Here is a 16,131-nt window from a genome sequence, read left to right on the forward strand (position 1 = left end):
GCTGCACTGGCGATTGTCGTCGAGATCGGCGGTTCGCTGTGCGTGGTGTTTCGCCGCTTCACGTGGCTCGGCGCCGGCAGCCTCGGCGTGCTGACCGTCGTCGCGATGCTGGTGGCGAACGACTTCTGGAACCAGACGGGCGCAGCGCGCTTCATGGCGCTCAACGGTTTCTTCGAGCACCTCGGCCTGATTGCAGCGCTCGTCCTCGTCACGATGCTGGGCGATGCCCGGCATGCGCAAGGCGACGGTCGCGCCTGAGGGCATGAGCCGCGCATTGCGATGGAACGCAGATTCGATCACCAGGCGGCTTTTTCCCCGTTGCGCCTTTGAAAGAGGCGCAACGGGGATTCCTTTGCGCGACGCGTTGCAGGCGTGCGGCAATTGGGGGCACGCGTGGCGTTGCCCATCGTGCTCACCGGCGAAATCACTTTTGATCTGAAATCACGAATCGGCGGCCGATTCCGTCGCCAGCCTTGTCGGGCGGGGCCGCCGCGCGAACGGACCCTCCGGACGCGATATCCGCCCACCCTTCAGACCACGTTTTAGACCTCCAGGGACTCAACTGTGTCGAATTCCGTCTTGGACAGACTTAACCCGGCTGCCTAGACTGAACTCGCTTTCCCTCACCCCTGGAGAAAATGATGAGTCTCAAAGACACGCTGCCCGGTAACAAGATCCTTGGTTTCGGTACTGCCCCGCTCGGCAACATGTTCCGCAACATCCCGGACGCGGAAGCGGCGGCCACCGTCGAAGCGGCATGGCAACACGGCATCCGTTATTTCGATTCGGCCCCGTTCTACGGCGCCGGCCTCGCGGAAATCCGCCTCGGCGACGCGCTGGCGAATCACCCGCGTGACGAATACGTACTGAGCACCAAGGTCGGCCGCGTGATCCTCGACGAAGTCGAGGACGTGTCGGCGCGCGATCTCGGCGAGAAGGGCGGCCTGTTCGAACACGGCCGGCCGAACCGCATCGTCAACGACTACACGGCCGATGCGACGCTGCGTTCGATCGAGGACAGCCTGAAGCGTCTGCGCACCGACCGCCTCGACATCGTCTGGGTGCACGACATCGCACAGGACTTCTACGGCGACGAATGGCTCGCGCAGTTCGAAGTCGCGCGCAAGGGCGCATTCCGCGTGCTGAGCAAGCTGCGTGAAGAAGGCGTGATCAAGGCGTGGGGCCTCGGCGTGAACCGCGTCGAGCCGATCGAGCTCGTGCTCGACCTGTCCGAGCCGCAACCGGACGGCATGCTGCTCGCCGGCCGCTACACGCTGCTCGATCACGAGCGCGCGCTGCAACGCGTGATGCCGGCGGCTGCCGCGCAGAACGTCGGGATCGTCGTCGGCGGCCCGTACAGCTCGGGCGTACTCGCGGGCGGCACGCACTTCGAATACCAGAAGGCTTCGCCGGAAATTCTCGCGAAGGTCGAGCGCATCAAGGCGATCGCCACACGCTACGACGTGCCGATCAAGGCCGCCGCGCTGCAGTTCTCGATGTCGCATCCTGCCACCGTCGCGGTGATTCCGGGCGCGAGCCGTCCGGAGCGGATCGCGGAAGACCAGGCTGCGCTGAACGTGGTGATTCCGGCCGACTTCTGGCGCGAAATGCGTGAACAAGGTCTGATTGCGGCCAATGCGCCGCTGCCGACCGATCGTTGATCCGCAAAGGTGATGACATGGCACAGGCCAATGCAAGCATCGAGATCACGGCTTCGGCCGACACGGTCTGGACACTGATCGGCGGCTTCGGGTCGCTGCCCGACTGGCTGTCGTACATCCCGGCGAGCGAGCTGAGCGAAGGCGGTCGCGTGCGCAGCCTCGCGAACCCGGACGGCGACGCGATCGTCGAGCGGCTGGTCGCCTTCGACGACGCGGCACGCAGCTACACGTACGCGATCCTCGAAGCGCCGTTCCCGGTCGTGAACTATCGCTCCACGCTGCGCGTGCGCGAGAACGGCGCGAACGCGGCGACGGTCGAGTGGTCGGGCACGTTCACGCCGGATGGCGCGACCGACGACGAAGCGATCCGCCTCTTCCGCGGTATCTACGAGGACGGTCTTGCCGAGCTGGCGAAGCGGTTCACGGCGTGACGGTGTCGTGGCGTAGCGGCGCGATCGCGTGACGGTGTGACGATGTCGCGCGCGGTGGCGCGGGTGCCGGTCGTGTCGGCACCCGCCGGCGCCGTGCGCCGTGGCGGGTTTTCATCCGTGACGACGCGCGGCACCCGCGCCACCGCGCGTGCATCGTCAATCGTCGTATGAACGTGCCGAGCCGTCGTCGCCGTTGCGGTCGCACCGTTCGTCGTCCGGCCGCCGCGGCGGCATGCGATGGACGCGGAACGCGCCCGCATGCGGCGGCGGGGCAACGACCGATAACGCGCGGTTATACCGGTATCACATCCCGTCAATTGTCGCGCGGGGGCGGACTCCGTATGCTGGCCCATTGCGCGGCTTTCCGGCGCATTTCGGACGTGCGCGTCAGTCGGTGCGCCGCCGGCACGCGCTGCGCGCACGGCAGCGCCGGCGCGTGAGCGTGCCGGCCGGCGCACGCGGCGGCACCCGAGCCCGGCATCGAGCGCCCCGCTGCACGGGTTCGAACCGCCCGGCCCACTCACGGCGACGCGACAGGCGCGCCGGCACGACAAACAACACACAACACCTATGCGAGCCCGTGATCGCACGGCGTTCGCCCCCGATCCATCTACAGAGGAAACGAACATGACACTCGCAGGCAACCTGCTGATCGGCTCGCGCGCACGGCGCGGCACGAACGGCGACACATACGCGGTCAACGCATCCAGCGGCGAACGCATGGCGCCGGCCTTCGGCGGCGCGAGCAGCGTCGATCTCGATGAAGCATGCGCGCTCGCCCGGGCCGCGTTCGACACGTATCGCGAAACGCAACCCGAAGCGCGCGCGACGTTCCTCGAGACGATCGCGGCGAACATCCTCGCGCTCGGCGACGAACTGGTCGAGCGCTGCGTCGCGGAAACGGGCCTGCCGCGCGCCCGCGTCGAAGGCGAGCGCGGCCGAACGGTCGGCCAGCTGCGGATGTTCGCCGACGTGGTGCGCGCGGGCGACTACCTCGACGCGCGCATCGATCCGGCGCAGCCGGCACGCCAACCGGCGCCGCGTCCCGACCTGCGCCTGCGTCATATCGGCCTCGGGCCGGTCGCGGTGTTCGGCGCGAGCAATTTCCCGCTGGCATTCTCGGTCGCGGGCGGCGATACGGCGTCCGCGCTCGCGGCCGGCTGCCCGGTGATCGTGAAGGCGCACCCGGCGCATCCGGGCACGTCGGAACTGGTCGGGATCGCCGTGCAGCGGGCGGTGAAGACGTGCGGGATGCCGGAAGGCACGTTCTCGCTACTGTTCGACACCGGCCTCGAGATCGGCCAGGGGCTCGTGCGCGATCGGCGCATCAAGGCGGTCGGCTTCACCGGTTCGCGCCATGCCGGCACCGCGCTGATCGCACTTGCGAACGCGCGGCCCGAGCCGATCCCCGTGTACGCGGAAATGAGCAGCATCAATCCGGTGCTGCTGTTCCCGAACGCACTCGACGCGCGCGGCGACGCGATCGCGCAGCAGTTCGTGCAGTCGCTGACGCTCGGCGCCGGGCAGTTCTGCACGAATCCGGGGTTGATCCTCGCCGTGGACGGGCCGGCACTCGAGCGCTTTACCGCCGCGGCGGCGGAGCGTCTCGCCCAGGCCGCGGCGGCGACGATGCTCACGCCGGGTATTCATCAGGCCTTCGAGCGTTCGGTGGCCGCGCTCGCGCAGCATCCGCAGGTGCGCACCGTCGCGCGCGCGCATGCGCCGGCCGGCGCGAACCAGGGGCAGGGCGCGCTGTTCTCGACGAGCGCTGACGCGTTCCGCGAGTCGAAGGCGCTGCATGAGGAGATGTTCGGCGCGGCGTCGCTGATCGTCCGCTGTCCGGACCTCGAGACGATGCTCGATCTGATCGAGTCGCTGGAAGGGCAGCTGACGACGGCGCTCCATATCGACGAAGCCGACTACGCCGCCGCGCGCACGTTCCTGCCGGCGCTGGAGCGGCGCGCGGGCCGCGTGCTCGTCAACGGTTTCGGCACCGGCGTGGAAGTCGCGCATGCGATGGTGCACGGCGGCCCGTATCCGGCCACCGCGGACGGGCGTACGACGTCGGTCGGCAGTCTCGCGATCCGTCGTTTCCTGCGGCCGGTCTGCTATCAGGACATGCCGGAGGCGCTGCTGCCCGATGCGCTGAAGACCTCGAACCCGCTGGCGATCAACCGGCTGATGGACGGGAAGGTCACGCTCGCGAACTGACGCGCGAGCGGGGGGAAGCCGGCATCAGGTATCGCGCATGCAATCGCATGCGGACCGCTGCCGGCTCGATCGATTTCAGCCGGATTCGTGTGCGGGGATGCGGACGGCACGATAGATTCTTTGTCTTTGCCGGCGATCGCGCCCCCCGTCACGTCACTCGACCGTCGCGACCACATCCTCGCCGGTCAGAATCTCGCGAAACACGCCGACCAGCGGCCGCAGGTTGACCTTGTGCCACGCGGCCCACAGCGGCGTGCGATAGCTGAACCACGGTAGCTCGCGCAGCACGACGCCTTCCGGCACCTGGTGACGCAGGCTCTGCTGGATCATCGTCACGCCGAGCCCGGCGGCGACGAGCCCGAGCGCCGCGAGCGGCTCGCTCGCCTCGACGGAAATATCCGGCGAGAAACCGGCCTTCGCGCACGCGGCGACGAACGCGCCGTGACGCGGCGCGCTTTCCTGCTGGGTGACCCCGATCCACGGCTGCGTCGCGAGATCGTCGGCCACAAGCGTCTTCTTCTTCGCGAGCGGATGGCCTTCAGGCAGCGCGAGCAGCATCGGATCGTTCAGCACGCGCATCGATTCGAGTTCCGGATCGTCGGGCGCGGGCGGCTCGGTCACGAGCGCGATGTCGAGACTGCGCTCGCGCAGGCCTTCGAGCTGCGCGGCGGACGTGTAGTTGTACAGCGCGATGTGGACGGCCGGGCGGTCCGCGCGCAACGTCTTCAGCGCGCGCGGCAGCACGCCCGAGTGCGTGGCCGTTTCCAGGTAGCCGATGCAGAGCCCGCCTTCGTCGCCGCGGCCGAGCCGGCGCGCGAGCGATTCCAGCCGGTGCGCATGGCGCAGGAACGCCTGCGTCTCGCTGAGGAACGTGCGGCCGTCGCGCGTCAGACGAATGCGCTGCTGGCTGCGTTCGAACAGCGTCAGCCCGAGCTTTTCCTCGAGCTGCGCGATCTGGCGGCTGAGCGGCGACTGCGAAATGTGCAGCCGTTCGGCGGCGCGGCCGACGTGTTCTTCCTCCGCGACCGCGATGAAATATTGAAGCTGACGGATGTCGAGCATATAAGACCTGGAGGGACTCAAGTTGGATGAATTATGTCTTGGATGGACATAACCATGCAACCCAGACTGGGCGCACTTTTCCGTGACCTGTGGAGAAATGCATGCGTCTCGACAACACGCTCGGTTTCGGCGCCGCCGCGCTCTGCAACATGTTCCGCGACATCCCCGACGACGAAGCCGCCGCGACCATCGAGACCGCATGGGCGGATCCGCAACTTCGACACCGCGCCGTCGTGCGGCACGAGGCTGGCCGAGTCGCGCTTGGGCGACGTGCTCGCCGGCCATCGACGCGACGACTACGTGATCAGCACGAAGGTCGGCCGCATCAAGGTGATCGCCGCGCGCTACGACATGCCGGTCAAGGCGGCCGCGCTGCAGTTCGTGCTCGCGCATCCGGCGCGCGCGTCGGTGATTCCCGGTGCGAGCCGTCCGGCGCGCATCGCGGAAGATGTCGACGCGCTGAACGCGACGATTCCGGCCGACTTCTGGCGCGAGATGCGCGAGCAGGGGCTCGTCGCCGCGAACGCGCCGCTGCCGATCGATCGCTGATCGGGCCGGTCGACGCGAGTCGACAAAAAAATGCCCGCGCAAGCGGGCATCGTCGGGACGGTGCGGTGCGGCGCGCCGTTCGGGCGCGCGCTTGGCCGTTCAATTAGAATCTCTAACAAAATGAACGGATGGGGCTGCCAACCTGCCGCACGCTCCGCTCACCACTTCGTTGTTTCGCTGACGACGAGACCACGGCAAAACCGATACTCGATGGCGCATTGCCGTCACTGATCCAACTGCTGCGATATTTCGTGCGCGAATGACCGGTTTAGCGCTTGCGTGCCGTTGCGGTCATCGCTGACAAAGGCTACGACTCGAACGCCTTTGTGGCGAGTATCCACTCTCCGCGTGCGAAGGCCGTCATCCCGCTTCGCTCGAACAGAAAAACCAAGCGTCGCTATAGCCGCGTGCTGTATCGGATGAGCTTTATCGATGATCGCTCTGCCCCTGAACAAGCCGCTTGACTTCCTCGATCACTTCGTCTGCCAGCGTCTCGGGTACGCCCCAGTAATCGAAGATACCGCCATCCGCATGATTCTGTCCGCACGTCACGAATACGCCGGTGCCAAATCGATTCTTGAGATGGGTAGCCAGCCAGCCAACGAAGCCACTATTGTCTGCCCCTGCCGGGAAGTGGAATCGAAAGATGCCGAACTGTTCCTTGTGTGAACCGTCACTCGGCACAAGCTGACTCCACACGTTGTCGTCTCGCACCAAGGCAAGTGCGTCGGCCCGCACAGCGCTTGGGAATTGATCCAGCGGAAATTCAATGAACGTGTACGTGCCGGAGTAAATCCGTAGGCGTGCCTCGGTGATGACTCGTCGAAGGCGACGCTCAGTTTGTTCGACGGTCTCACGTGAAATATCAACCATGTCTACTCCGAGAATGAGGCGGTTACAGGTCAGATCATCAATGCAAGTAGAAACGAACTTCATCCTACCAGCATGTGACGCAATCACCGGCGAATAGTCGCCCGAACCGAGCGGACCGGATAACCCGACAACCCGCACAAATGTAAACAGACCCTGGAGCTGCCCGGAGCAGGCGTTTGGCGGACAGACAGGTCGCTCAACATCACCCTGCACTCGAATCGTCGATCGCGGCCAGCGCCTGTCTTGTCATTCCGGCTCCGACTCCGACTCCGACTTCGATGGCGAGGCGACGAAGCGCATGCCAGCCAAGCCTTGTGGAGCCGGCTACTGCTGCATCACGGCGCCTGCGCTGGCACCGATGACAAACAACGTGCCGATACTTTGCAGCAGGGTCACGGGCTGCCCGAGTACCGCAAATCCGATTGCCGAGGCAATCGCAGGCTCGACGCTCATCAGGATGCCAAACGCCGACGCCGTCATGCGCCGTAACGCAATCATCTCCAGAACATAAGGCAGGAGCGGGACGAGCACGGCGAGACCGGCAGCGTCGATCAATTGCCCGGCCGGAAAATGCCCGCCGCTTTCCGCGAGGCCGAATGGCGCGGTCACGAGCGCCGCGACGATCAGCGACGTGGACAGGCCTTGCAAACCATCGAACAGCGACCCCACGCGCTTCATCATCAGGATGTAGGCGGCCCATCCGAGCGCCGAGCCGAGCGGGAATACGAGCGCCGAAACCGGCACGATCCACATGTCGTCCTGGCGCGCGAGCAGCACGATTCCTGCCAGGGCGAGCGCGGGCCACGCGAGCATCCGGATGTTGCGTACGCCGATGGTCGCGACGCACAGCGGCCCCAAGAAATTGATCGCGACCGCGAGCCCGAGTGGCACGCGCTTGACCGCCTCGAAGAAGCACAGTGTCATGCAGGCCATCGCGCAGCCGAGCGCGATGGCGGCGATCCAGCGCTGCCGGGAGTAGCGCCGGACGGGCGGGCGCACGATCACGGCCAGCGCGAAGGCGGCGAAGCACAGGCGCAGCCAGGTCGTGCTGAACGTTCCGTACTCGATCATCGCGGGCCGCGACAGTGCAGCGCCGAGCTGGACGCTGCACATCGACACCACGGCGAACCCGGGCGCCAGAGCCGCTTGGAAGCGTCGTGTCCGCGACGCGCCAAACGACGCATTCGCCGTGAACGCGTCGCGCGCAACCGGTGTGGAAGCGGTCGTGTGCCGGCCGGCCCGGATGCTTCCGGTTTCTTCGTTCATGCAGTGCTCCATGATGGCGATGCGGCGATGGTAACCACGCATGTTCGTTTGGTATAAGCTCGAATTTTTTATGGGCGCTTCAAGAATATTTATGGCTCGGGATCTCGACAGCGGCTTGTTGCGCACCTTTCTGATCGTGGTCGAAACCGGTAGCGTGAGCGAGGCGGCGCAGGCGCTGCATCGCACGCAGGCCGCCGTCAGCATGGCATTGCGCCGGCTGGAAGAATCGGTCGGGCAGCGCCTGCTCGAACGTTCGCCACGCGGCATCAAGCCGACAGCGGCGGGCAGCGTGCTGCTGCCTTACGCGCAGCGCATGCTCGACATCGGTATCGCGGCGCGCGCTGCGCTGAATGCAGGTGAGATCTCAGGGACGGTCCGGCTCGGCCTCCTCGAGGACATCGCTGTTGGCCATCTGCCGCACACGCTGCGTGATTTTGGCGCGTCGTTCCCGAATGTCGCCGTGGAGATCGTCGTCGATTCGAGCAAGGCGCTGTCGCAGGATTTCATGAATGGCTCGCTCGATTTCGCGATCATCGACCCGACGTTCATCCATGCGGAACCGCTCGTGCGGTGGCAGCACCCGCTGTTCTGGGCGGCTGGACTTGCGTATGACGGAGATGTCCGCCACGGTCCATTGCCGTTCGTCGCATTCGGCGGTGCGTGCCCGTGGCAAGACAGGCTGTATGCGTCATTGCGCGATGCTCGGGTCGCATGGAAAGTCATCTGCACGAGCACGAGCCTGGCCGCCATTCAATCCGCAGTCGAGGCAGGGCTGGGGGTCACGGTCCTGCTCGAATGGAACGTCCGGCGCGATTCGATGCGCGTGCTCGATCCGGCTGCCACCGGATTGCCGCACCCGCCATCTGCGGAATTCGGCTTGTTCAGCCGTGCGGATGGCAGCGATCGCATGTCGGCGGTACAGGCCTTGCAGCGCTTTCTCCTTCGCGAGTTGCGCGATGCCGCAACGCTCCAGGAAGCGCTCACACAATGAGTCTTGAAGCCGTCGCCGGCAGTTGCTGCAAGCGGCGATCTTCATGAACGCTTCGTGGATCGCCGCGAGGCGCTCGAACCGGATGTGCAGTCGCCCGAAGTTGTGCAGCCAGGCTGTTGCCAGTCGCGCGGTCTGCGCCAGCAGCTGATGCCCGAGCCGCAGCCCGTTTCCTGCGGAAGCATCTTCCAGGAAATGCCGGACTGCGGCACGAACCCAACGGCATCGCGAACGCGGCGCTGCTGCGTTCGTGATCGACTTCAACCGCTCCGCGTGCCCGACGCTCTACCGCGACATCGCGGCGGCGTTCGGCCGCGTTCTCGCCGATCAAGTGGGCAGCGGCTGCTGTAGCGTCTCGACGAGCATGCGCGCACCGGGTGTCAAGTGCGCGAAGGTGCGGGCCACCACGCCGAACGGCTCGTCGAGCGCGGGGATCGCGACCGGCAGGCACGCGACGAGGCCGAAGCGTTCGCCGAACTCGGCGACTTCGCGCGGAATCACCGCGACCAGTTCCGGGTTCGCCTGCAGCAGCGTCAGCGTCGCGAACGTCGACGCCGTCTCGATCGGATAGCCCGGCACCTCGATGCCGGCATCCGCGAGCGCGCGTTCGAGCGCGAGCCGCATCGGCGTGTTGACCGGATACGCGACCCATTCCGCGTCGGCGAGATCGCGCAGCGTCAGCGCGTCGCGTTCGGCCAGCGCATGCGTGCGCGCGGTCACGACCGCGAGCGGTTCGGACTGCAGCGGGATATGGTCGTAGGCTCCCGGGCGCCGGTTGTTGCCGTTGCGGCAGATCGCGAGATCGATGCGGCCGTCGTCGATCAGGGCGAGCAGGCTCGCGCTGGTGCCTTCGACGATCTCGACCGACAGGTGCGGCTGGCGGCGGCGCAGGTCGGTCAGCGCGCGCGTGAGCAGCGGCACCGCGCCCATGACCACGCCGACGGCCAGATGGCCGCCATGCCCCTGCGTGATCGCGAGCACTTCGGTATGCAGGTGTTCGAGGTCGCTGTAGATGAGGCGCGCATAGCGCGTGACGCAGCGGCCGAGGTCGTTCGCGACGAGGCCTTTCGGTTGCCGCTCGAACAGCGGCATGCCGAGGATGTCCTCGATTTCGCGCAGCACCTTGGTCGCACCGGGTTGCGATATCGCGATTTCTTCGGCGGCCTTGTGCAGCGAGCCGTGGTTTTCGAGCGCGATAAGCAGCTTGAGCTGCTTCAGGCGAAGGCGCGACGCGATGTTCGCGAGAGAGGGAACGGCCAGCGGTTTCATGGCGTCGACCAAACCGAAAGCGGCGATTATAGCCCTGCCGGGCCGAAAACGATCTTGAGGATCGCCAATGCAGAACCGGTCAGCGCGCGTGCGGTGAAGCGGCCCCGCACGCGACGCGGCCCGTGATGTTCGTCGTCAATTACCGTACATGTCGAAGTCGAAGTATTTCGACTGGATCCGGTTGTACGTGCCGTCGCCGTGGATCTGCGGGAGGCATTTGCGCGGATGCGGGATCGGCGCGACGCATGAGCGGGGGAGCGGAGGAGCGGATCGCGATTGCGCCGCACCGATTGGCCGTTGCCCGTCGATCATGCTCGGCCCGTATCGCAATGCAGGCAGGTGTTTGCCCACACGTAGCGGAGTGTTCGGCGTGTTGCGGTTGCTCGGGCGAGCACACAAGCGAGCGTAGGGTGCCACTACGCTCGCTTCAGCGCTCCTTGCGAGCGGCTTCATCGACGCGATGACGTGCATTGCCGAAGCACATGATCGGCGCTCGATGAGCGTGTTGCCGCTGATCGAGCCGCGGCGTTATCCGGAATGGTTCATTCCTGAATCAGGAATCGATTCCGGTTCTTGGCATCCTTGATCCATGCGGGCGCGCGGCCACGGCCCGACCAGGTTGCGCCAGTCTTGGGATCGCGATACTTCGCATTCACGGTCGACGGCTTTTTTGCCGTCGCTCGATCCCGACGAACACCGAAGATGTCTTTTTCGGTAATTCCGTACTCCGCGACCTTGGTACGGATGTCTTCGATTACAGCCTGGAGCTCGGTGAGACGGGCGGTTTCCGCTTTCTCCGCCAGCGCGTCCATTTGAGCCTTCAGTTCCTTGTATGTAGCCATGCTTTCCTCCGCGGGTTGTACTGCAAACATGATATGCGGCTTTTTGCCGAAATGATAATGATTGGCTATGCCTAATTCGCCAAGTTTAAAGCAAATTGAACTTTGGATCTCCCTTGCCTTCGGCGCGAGGAACTGTCCGGCTATCGAATTCTATTTTCATATGATGTGAGTTTCGCTGCCGATCGCACTGCCTACGACTGGAAATCGGCGATGAATCCGTTTGTCATCATGCTCGGCGAGCAATTCACGCCATCGTCACGACAGGCAGGTCGATCATGAGTGTCACCAAAAGCGGAGCAGGACCGGAAGGCTACAACATAGTTACCGAATGGCAACGGAAAGCCGGCAATAACGTCGCGAAACGAAAGATGATCTAAAGAGGACACCTGGTTTATGAACTCCGCCAAAGGCAGCGGGGCCGCTGCGCTTACTCGAACGGCGGACTTTCGTGCTCTGTTGGCGAAATTGCTTTACGAACGGGGCCCGGATTTCGCGCTCGAGGTTCTTGTGGTGACCACGACGCCGGGTTGGGAAGAAAACAGACGAGCGCAAATTTGCGACATCCTTTCAGATGAGGCGAGGCTTGCGGTTATTCAGCGTATGGCGGCAGCGCAGCAGCCTGAAATCGTAGACCAGACAGCGTCCACAACGGTGATTGACGAAATTGCGAGATTTGCTCTGGAATTCCGGATCGAGTCGAAGCGTTTAAGGCAGGGTGCGGCGAAAACGCTCCGTACGAGGATCTTATCTTCCGCCGGCGATCGATTACCTCGCTGTCAGACCGCGTGATCAACCGCTTTTCCCGTGCGTTTTCGCAGCCACGTTGCGGCCGATGATCGTCCGAGAGAGCGGGCATACCCTACATCAGGTAGCAGGACGGGCTCGGCGGAAAGCTTCCGCCGAGCCCGTCCTCGCCGTTCATGTACTCGGCGCGTCACGCGATCGAGCGCGAGGAACGCGCGGCACCTCCCGCGCGCGGGCGGGAAGATCGCGCGCGTTGCCGCTCGAGTTCGGACTCGTGCTTGCGCTCATGCACACGCTCAGGCTCAGGCGAGCGCGGCATCCGTGGTGCGGGAGGCCGACACGCCGGCCCCGCTGGACGAAGACGTACCGGCCAGCGCAGCGCCGGCCAGACGCCGATAGCGCGCAAGCGCCCACAGCGGGAAGTACGCGGTATAGCCGTGATACTTCAGGTAGAAGATGCGCGGAAAGCCCGGCGCATTGTGCGAGCGGTGCCACCAGAAGCCGTCGTCCTGCTGCACCGATTGCAGATACGCGATGCCGCGTTTCACCGAGTCGGATTCGCAGTCGCCGAACGCCATCTGCGCGAGCAGCGCCCACGCGGTGAAGTTCGACGTGCTTTCGCCCGCATTGGTGCCGGCGAGCGCCGGGTCGATGTAGCTGTCGTTCGTCTCGCCCCAGCCGCCGTCCGCGTGCTGACGCGCGCGCAGCCAGGCCAGCGCGCGGGCAATGTACGGCTGCGCGGGGTCTTCGCCCGCGAGCGCGAGCCCGGCCAGCACGCTCCACGTGCCGTAGATGTAGTTCGTGCCCCAGCGGCCCCACCAGCTGCCGTCGGGCTGCTGCGTGCGCTTCACGTAGTCGATCGCGCGCGCGAGCGACGCGCGGTCGGCCGCGCGCTTCGTGACACCGAAGCACAGCAGCACGCGGCCCGATACATCCTCGGTCGGCGGATCGAGCAGCGCGCCGTGATCGGCGAACGGGATCGCGTTCAGGTACATGCGGTCGCAGTCGGCGTCGAACGCCGCGAAGCCGCCGTTGCGCGATTGCAGCCCGCGCATCCAGTCGAGTGCGCGTGCGACGCGCGCCGCATACGGGTGCGAGCCATCCGCGTTGCGGTGCGTGCGGCCACGGCGGTCGAGCATCGCGGTGACGACCGCGGTGTCGTCGATGTCGGGGTAGTACGGGTTCGCATACTGGAACGCCCAGCCGCCCGGTTGCGTGTCGGCGGACGCGTTCTCGATCCAGTCGCCGCGCAGGTCGTTCACCTGGCGCTCGGCGAGCCAGTCGTATGCGCGGGCGATGCATGCGTCGAGTTCATTCTGTGAGCCTGACGGCGCGCCGGCGTCGGGCGCGGCCACGCCACGCGCCTGCTCGAGCGCCATCGTGCTCCACGCGGTGTCCCATACCGGCGACAGGCACGGCTGGCAGTACACGCTGCCGTCGGGCCGCGTGACCAGCAGCTTTTCGAGCGCGTTCTCGCAGTCGCGGCGCAGCGGATGATCGTCCGGGTAGCCGAGCACGTCCATCATCTGGTAGCTGTACACGATCGGCGGAAAGATCCCGCCGAGCCCGTCCTCGCCGTTCATGCGCTCCGCGCACCACGCTTCCGCATGCCGGATCGCACGTTGCCGCAGGCGTTTCGGCAGCAGCGGCTCCACGTGACGCACCACGCGATCGAGCGCGAGGAACGCGCGGCGCATCCCGCGCGCGGGCGGGAAGTACTGGCGTTCCTGGTCGGGCGGCGTGACGAACAGCTCGGGGATCGCGATGTTGCGCGGGTTGCGCGCACGCGCCTTCAGCGAGCACAGCACGAGCAGCGGCACCATCGTCGTACGTGCCCAGTACGCGACCTTGTACATCGAAATCGGCACCCACTTCGGGAACAGCACGAATTCGACCGGCATGAACGGCGCCGCGCGCCACGGCACCTCGCCGAAGGTCGCGAGCAGGATGCGCGTGAACACGTTCGCGCGTGCCGCGCCGCCGAGCTTCAGGATCGCGTCGCGCGCGCGGACCATGTGCGGCGCCTGCTCGCTGTCACCGGCGGCCTTCAGCGCGAAGTACGCCTTCACGCTGCACGACACGTCCGGATCGCCGTCTACGTACAGATCCCACCCGCCATGCGTGTCGAGCCGCTGGATCGCGCGCAGGTAGCGCGCCATCTGCTCCTGACGCGCGTCGTCGATCTTGTCCATGAAATGCATCATCAGGATGTATTCCGCGGTGATCGTCGCGTCGGATTCGAGTTCGAAACACCAGCTGCCGTCGGGCTGCTGAAGACGCATCAGCGCGTCGCGGCCGCGGGCGATCGCGGTGTCGAGCGCGGACCAGGAGGAGGGGGCGGGTTTATTCATGCGGCGGATCATACCATCCAGCCGGAATGTTTATATCGAGACCGCGGGTGCTAACATCGCCGCCATGAAGAAACGCCGCGAACCCGCTTTGCACGACATCCCCGCGCCCGTCGACACGGCCGAACCGGCCGGCCCGCAGGCGTCCGGCGCACCGGCTGTGCCCGGTTCTGCGCCTGATTCCGCGCCCGTCGCCGGCGTGCGGCGTAAAAAGGCGCCGGAACAGGTGCGCGCGCAACTGCTGGAAGCCGCGTCGGAAATCGCGACCCATCATGGCGTGGCCGCGTTGACGCTCGACGCGGTCGCCGAGCGTGCAGGCGTGACGAAAGGTGCGCTGCAGTATCACTTCGCGAACAAGCAGGGCTTGCTCGACGCGCTGTTCGGGCAGGCGACCGAGCGCTTCGCGACGCAGATGGCCGCACGCCGCGCGGCCGATTCGCACGGCGACGGCGCGGCGGCGCGCGCATATCTGCATGCGGTGCTCGACACCTCGCAGCCGGCCGCGAGCACCGACGTGCTGCGCGTGCTGGTCGCGTCGATGATCACCGAGCAGGAGACGCGTGCGCGCTGGTCGGTGCCGATGCGCGAGTGGACGCGGCCGGACCCGGTGCCGCTCGAACGGGCGGCGACGCTGATGATCTGCCGGCTCGCGGCCGACGGGCTGTGGATCTCGGAGCTGCTCGACAGCGTGGAGATCTCGGCGGAACTGCGCGCGGAGATCGTCCGGCAACTCGACCGGATGACCGCGGCCGAGCCGGCGGGCACCGGCAAGATCAAGGGTGAGCGCGGCCGGCGCCGCTGAGTATTCGGTCGCCGGACAGCGCGACGAGATCGGCATACGCCGCACGCCCGTCTTCGCGAAGACCGCCTTGCTCTGGCTGAGCACGGTGCGAATCTGTACGCCGTTGCATGCCGCGTGCTCGGCCGGCGCCAGGCCGCCGGCTATACCGGTCGCGACGGCCGGTTCCGGGCGGGTGAGCGAGAGCGGACGCCGGTGCCGGTGCGCGCGTCGCGCACGAAGCAGTTCGCCGCTCGCGCGTCGGCGAGCGCCATGAGGGCCTCGAGCGCGACGTCCGACTGTTCGGGATCGACGGCGGCCGTGCAGAGCGCCGCGATCGACTCGTCGGCAGCGCAAATCCTCGCGTCCCCGTTCCCCGTTTGCCGCACGCGCTACGTTGCGCGTGTTGCCGCATCGCGTTCGCCGGATCTGGCATGCCGGCGTGTCGCACGGATGCGGTGCGGTCGACTTCTGCAGGCATCCTCAATTTTGGGGATGCCATCGTGAGGCGGAGTGTCTACGATCGGCAACGAAGAGAGGGGCCGTGGACGTGACGCGTGCGGTACGACATCGATCCGACGATATGAAGAAAATCGTCGTGCTGCCGGGTGTTTTTCTGACATACGACGCGCGTACCGTGAAGCGAAACGAGGACGACGCGTCCAGCAAAAGGACCATGCGGCGACGCGCCGATGAAGACAGGCCGGGTGCTCTGTTTCGGGGAGTGGCAAGCACATGCTGACGAGAGACTATGTGGAGCGCGAGCTCTCTCATATCGAGAGAATGGTCGCGCTGCTGGAAAGCGATACCGATACCGGCGCGGCGGTGATGCCGGTTGCGATGCGCGTGAGTCACCCGAGTTACTGGCGCGAGCGGATCGAGGCGCTGCTGGCGATCCCCGGCATGCCGCGCCATCTGACGAAGCTCGGCAATGCGCTGCTCGCGAGGATCGACGGGATGGAGTCGCGGCCGGCGCCGGCGAAGCCCTGAACGGATGGACACGCGCGGCCCGGGACGTGCCGCGCCCGCCCGCCTGTATCCATTATCGAGATAGTCCATATTCCGGATATCGCGTTGCGGGATAGCACTCGTCGCCGCCACACTTGCGC

General features: G+C 66.0%; 14 protein-coding genes and 4 pseudogenes. 10 read left to right on the forward strand and 8 right to left on the reverse strand.

Going from position 1 to position 16,131, the window contains the following annotated elements; all coding sequences use genetic code 11:
• The 4 genes from DIE16_RS32620 to DIE16_RS32635 all read left to right on the forward strand — a co-directional run.
• The coding region (locus tag DIE16_RS32620; protein ID WP_148095403.1) for a DoxX family protein at positions 1 to 258 on the forward strand (258 nt) is incomplete at its 5' end.
• A 383-nt stretch (positions 259 to 641) separates the two neighbouring features.
• Positions 642 to 1,661 (forward strand): aldo/keto reductase, encoded by a 1,020-nt coding sequence (locus tag DIE16_RS32625; protein ID WP_124646686.1) that lies wholly within the window; start codon positions 642 to 644, stop codon positions 1,659 to 1,661.
• A gap of 17 nt (positions 1,662 to 1,678) precedes the next feature.
• Complete coding sequence (locus DIE16_RS32630) at positions 1,679 to 2,092, forward strand: SRPBCC family protein (RefSeq protein WP_124489413.1); 414 nt, start codon at positions 1,679 to 1,681, stop codon at positions 2,090 to 2,092.
• A 627-nt stretch (positions 2,093 to 2,719) separates the two neighbouring features.
• The gene (locus tag DIE16_RS32635) at positions 2,720 to 4,303 is read left to right on the forward strand and encodes an aldehyde dehydrogenase (NADP(+)) (RefSeq protein ID WP_124894183.1); all 1,584 of its coding nucleotides are present in this window, start codon (positions 2,720 to 2,722) and stop codon (positions 4,301 to 4,303) included.
• A 153-nt stretch (positions 4,304 to 4,456) separates the two neighbouring features.
• Here DIE16_RS32635 and DIE16_RS32640 read toward each other — a convergent pair whose 3' ends face one another.
• Positions 4,457 to 5,365: a LysR family transcriptional regulator gene (locus DIE16_RS32640; RefSeq protein ID WP_124646688.1), complete on the reverse strand. Its 909-nt coding sequence runs from the start codon at positions 5,363 to 5,365 to the stop codon at positions 4,457 to 4,459.
• 270 nt (positions 5,366 to 5,635) lie between these two features.
• On the opposite strand from DIE16_RS32640, the pseudogene DIE16_RS37585 reads away from it, so the two are divergent.
• Together DIE16_RS37585 and DIE16_RS32650 are read left to right on the forward strand one after the other, a co-directional pair.
• Positions 5,636 to 5,914, forward strand: a pseudogene (locus DIE16_RS37585) (aldo/keto reductase); the annotation flags it as partial.
• Positions 5,915 to 6,189: 275 nt separating this feature from the next.
• Positions 6,190 to 6,354: pseudogene (locus DIE16_RS32650) on the forward strand (IS5/IS1182 family transposase); the annotation flags it as partial.
• Here DIE16_RS32650 and DIE16_RS32655 read toward each other — a convergent pair.
• Together DIE16_RS32655 and DIE16_RS32660 are read right to left on the reverse strand one after the other, a co-directional pair.
• Positions 6,341 to 6,787, reverse strand: a complete 447-nt coding sequence (locus DIE16_RS32655; protein ID WP_124894184.1) for a DUF6196 family protein — start codon at positions 6,785 to 6,787, stop codon at positions 6,341 to 6,343. The pseudogene DIE16_RS32650 and the gene DIE16_RS32655 overlap by 14 nt on opposite strands.
• Before the next feature lie 324 nt (positions 6,788 to 7,111).
• Positions 7,112 to 7,900, reverse strand: a complete 789-nt coding sequence (locus tag DIE16_RS32660) for a DMT family transporter (protein WP_260434504.1) — start codon at positions 7,898 to 7,900, stop codon at positions 7,112 to 7,114.
• Positions 7,901 to 8,144: 244 nt separating this feature from the next.
• Between DIE16_RS32660 and DIE16_RS32665 the strand changes: the two genes are divergently transcribed.
• Entirely contained in the window at positions 8,145 to 9,044 is a 900-nt protein-coding gene (locus tag DIE16_RS32665) for a LysR family transcriptional regulator (protein ID WP_124489418.1), read from the forward strand.
• Here DIE16_RS32665 and DIE16_RS37590 read toward each other — a convergent pair.
• The 4 genes and pseudogenes from DIE16_RS37590 to DIE16_RS32685 all read right to left on the reverse strand — a co-directional run.
• Positions 9,036 to 9,158, reverse strand: a pseudogene (locus tag DIE16_RS37590) (IS5/IS1182 family transposase); the annotation flags it as partial. The gene DIE16_RS32665 and the pseudogene DIE16_RS37590 sit on opposite strands and share 9 nt — an antisense overlap.
• A pseudogene (locus DIE16_RS37370) lies at positions 9,152 to 9,256 on the reverse strand (IS5/IS1182 family transposase); the annotation flags it as partial. The pseudogenes DIE16_RS37370 and DIE16_RS37590, both read right to left, overlap by 7 nt.
• A gap of 112 nt (positions 9,257 to 9,368) precedes the next feature.
• The gene (locus tag DIE16_RS32675; protein ID WP_124489408.1) at positions 9,369 to 10,310 is read right to left on the reverse strand and encodes a LysR family transcriptional regulator; all 942 of its coding nucleotides are present in this window, start codon (positions 10,308 to 10,310) and stop codon (positions 9,369 to 9,371) included.
• A 542-nt stretch (positions 10,311 to 10,852) separates the two neighbouring features.
• Positions 10,853 to 11,152: an H-NS family nucleoid-associated regulatory protein gene (locus tag DIE16_RS32685; protein ID WP_124523822.1), complete on the reverse strand. Its 300-nt coding sequence runs from the start codon at positions 11,150 to 11,152 to the stop codon at positions 10,853 to 10,855.
• 393 nt (positions 11,153 to 11,545) lie between these two features.
• Between DIE16_RS32685 and DIE16_RS32690 the strand changes: the two genes are divergently transcribed.
• Positions 11,546 to 11,941 carry a hypothetical protein gene (locus tag DIE16_RS32690; RefSeq protein WP_124894186.1) on the forward strand — a complete coding sequence of 132 codons (396 nt, stop codon included), beginning with the start codon at positions 11,546 to 11,548 and terminating at the stop codon, positions 11,939 to 11,941.
• 257 nt (positions 11,942 to 12,198) lie between these two features.
• On the opposite strand, the gene shc is transcribed toward DIE16_RS32690, so the two are convergent.
• Positions 12,199 to 14,259: a squalene--hopene cyclase gene (gene shc, locus DIE16_RS32695; protein WP_124894187.1), complete on the reverse strand. Its 2,061-nt coding sequence runs from the start codon at positions 14,257 to 14,259 to the stop codon at positions 12,199 to 12,201.
• A 52-nt stretch (positions 14,260 to 14,311) separates the two neighbouring features.
• Between shc and DIE16_RS32700 the strand changes: the two genes are divergently transcribed.
• Positions 14,312 to 15,046 (forward strand): TetR/AcrR family transcriptional regulator, encoded by a 735-nt coding sequence (locus DIE16_RS32700; RefSeq protein WP_124894188.1) that lies wholly within the window; start codon positions 14,312 to 14,314, stop codon positions 15,044 to 15,046.
• Positions 15,047 to 15,757: 711 nt separating this feature from the next.
• Positions 15,758 to 16,012: a hypothetical protein gene (locus tag DIE16_RS32710; protein ID WP_124489403.1), complete on the forward strand. Its 255-nt coding sequence runs from the start codon at positions 15,758 to 15,760 to the stop codon at positions 16,010 to 16,012.
• Positions 16,013 to 16,131 lie beyond the last annotated feature (119 nt).

This window comes from Burkholderia sp. Bp9090 (assembly GCF_003857985.1).
Classification (GTDB): domain Bacteria; phylum Pseudomonadota; class Gammaproteobacteria; order Burkholderiales; family Burkholderiaceae; genus Burkholderia.

Bases quoted from the DNA above. Each gene is read 5' to 3' on its own strand.
- DIE16_RS32665 (WP_124489418.1), top strand. From the start codon at position 8,145: ATGGCTCGGGATCTCGACAGCGGCTTGTTGCGCACCTTTCTGATCGTG.
- DIE16_RS32625 (WP_124646686.1), top strand. From the start codon at position 642: ATGAGTCTCAAAGACACGCTGCCCGGTAACAAGATCCTTGGTTTCGGT.
- DIE16_RS32675 (WP_124489408.1), bottom strand. From the start codon at position 10,310: ATGAAACCGCTGGCCGTTCCCTCTCTCGCGAACATCGCGTCGCGCCTT.
- DIE16_RS32710 (WP_124489403.1), top strand. From the start codon at position 15,758: ATGCTGACGAGAGACTATGTGGAGCGCGAGCTCTCTCATATCGAGAGA.
- DIE16_RS32655 (WP_124894184.1), bottom strand. From the start codon at position 6,787: ATGGTTGATATTTCACGTGAGACCGTCGAACAAACTGAGCGTCGCCTT.
- DIE16_RS32640 (WP_124646688.1), bottom strand. From the start codon at position 5,365: ATGCTCGACATCCGTCAGCTTCAATATTTCATCGCGGTCGCGGAGGAA.
- DIE16_RS32635 (WP_124894183.1), top strand. From the start codon at position 2,720: ATGACACTCGCAGGCAACCTGCTGATCGGCTCGCGCGCACGGCGCGGC.
- DIE16_RS32685 (WP_124523822.1), bottom strand. From the start codon at position 11,152: ATGGCTACATACAAGGAACTGAAGGCTCAAATGGACGCGCTGGCGGAG.
- DIE16_RS32660 (WP_260434504.1), bottom strand. From the start codon at position 7,900: ATGTGCAGCGTCCAGCTCGGCGCTGCACTGTCGCGGCCCGCGATGATC.
- DIE16_RS32690 (WP_124894186.1), top strand. From the start codon at position 11,546: ATGAACTCCGCCAAAGGCAGCGGGGCCGCTGCGCTTACTCGAACGGCG.
- DIE16_RS32700 (WP_124894188.1), top strand. From the start codon at position 14,312: ATGAAGAAACGCCGCGAACCCGCTTTGCACGACATCCCCGCGCCCGTC.
- DIE16_RS32630 (WP_124489413.1), top strand. From the start codon at position 1,679: ATGGCACAGGCCAATGCAAGCATCGAGATCACGGCTTCGGCCGACACG.
- shc (WP_124894187.1), bottom strand. From the start codon at position 14,259: ATGATCCGCCGCATGAATAAACCCGCCCCCTCCTCCTGGTCCGCGCTC.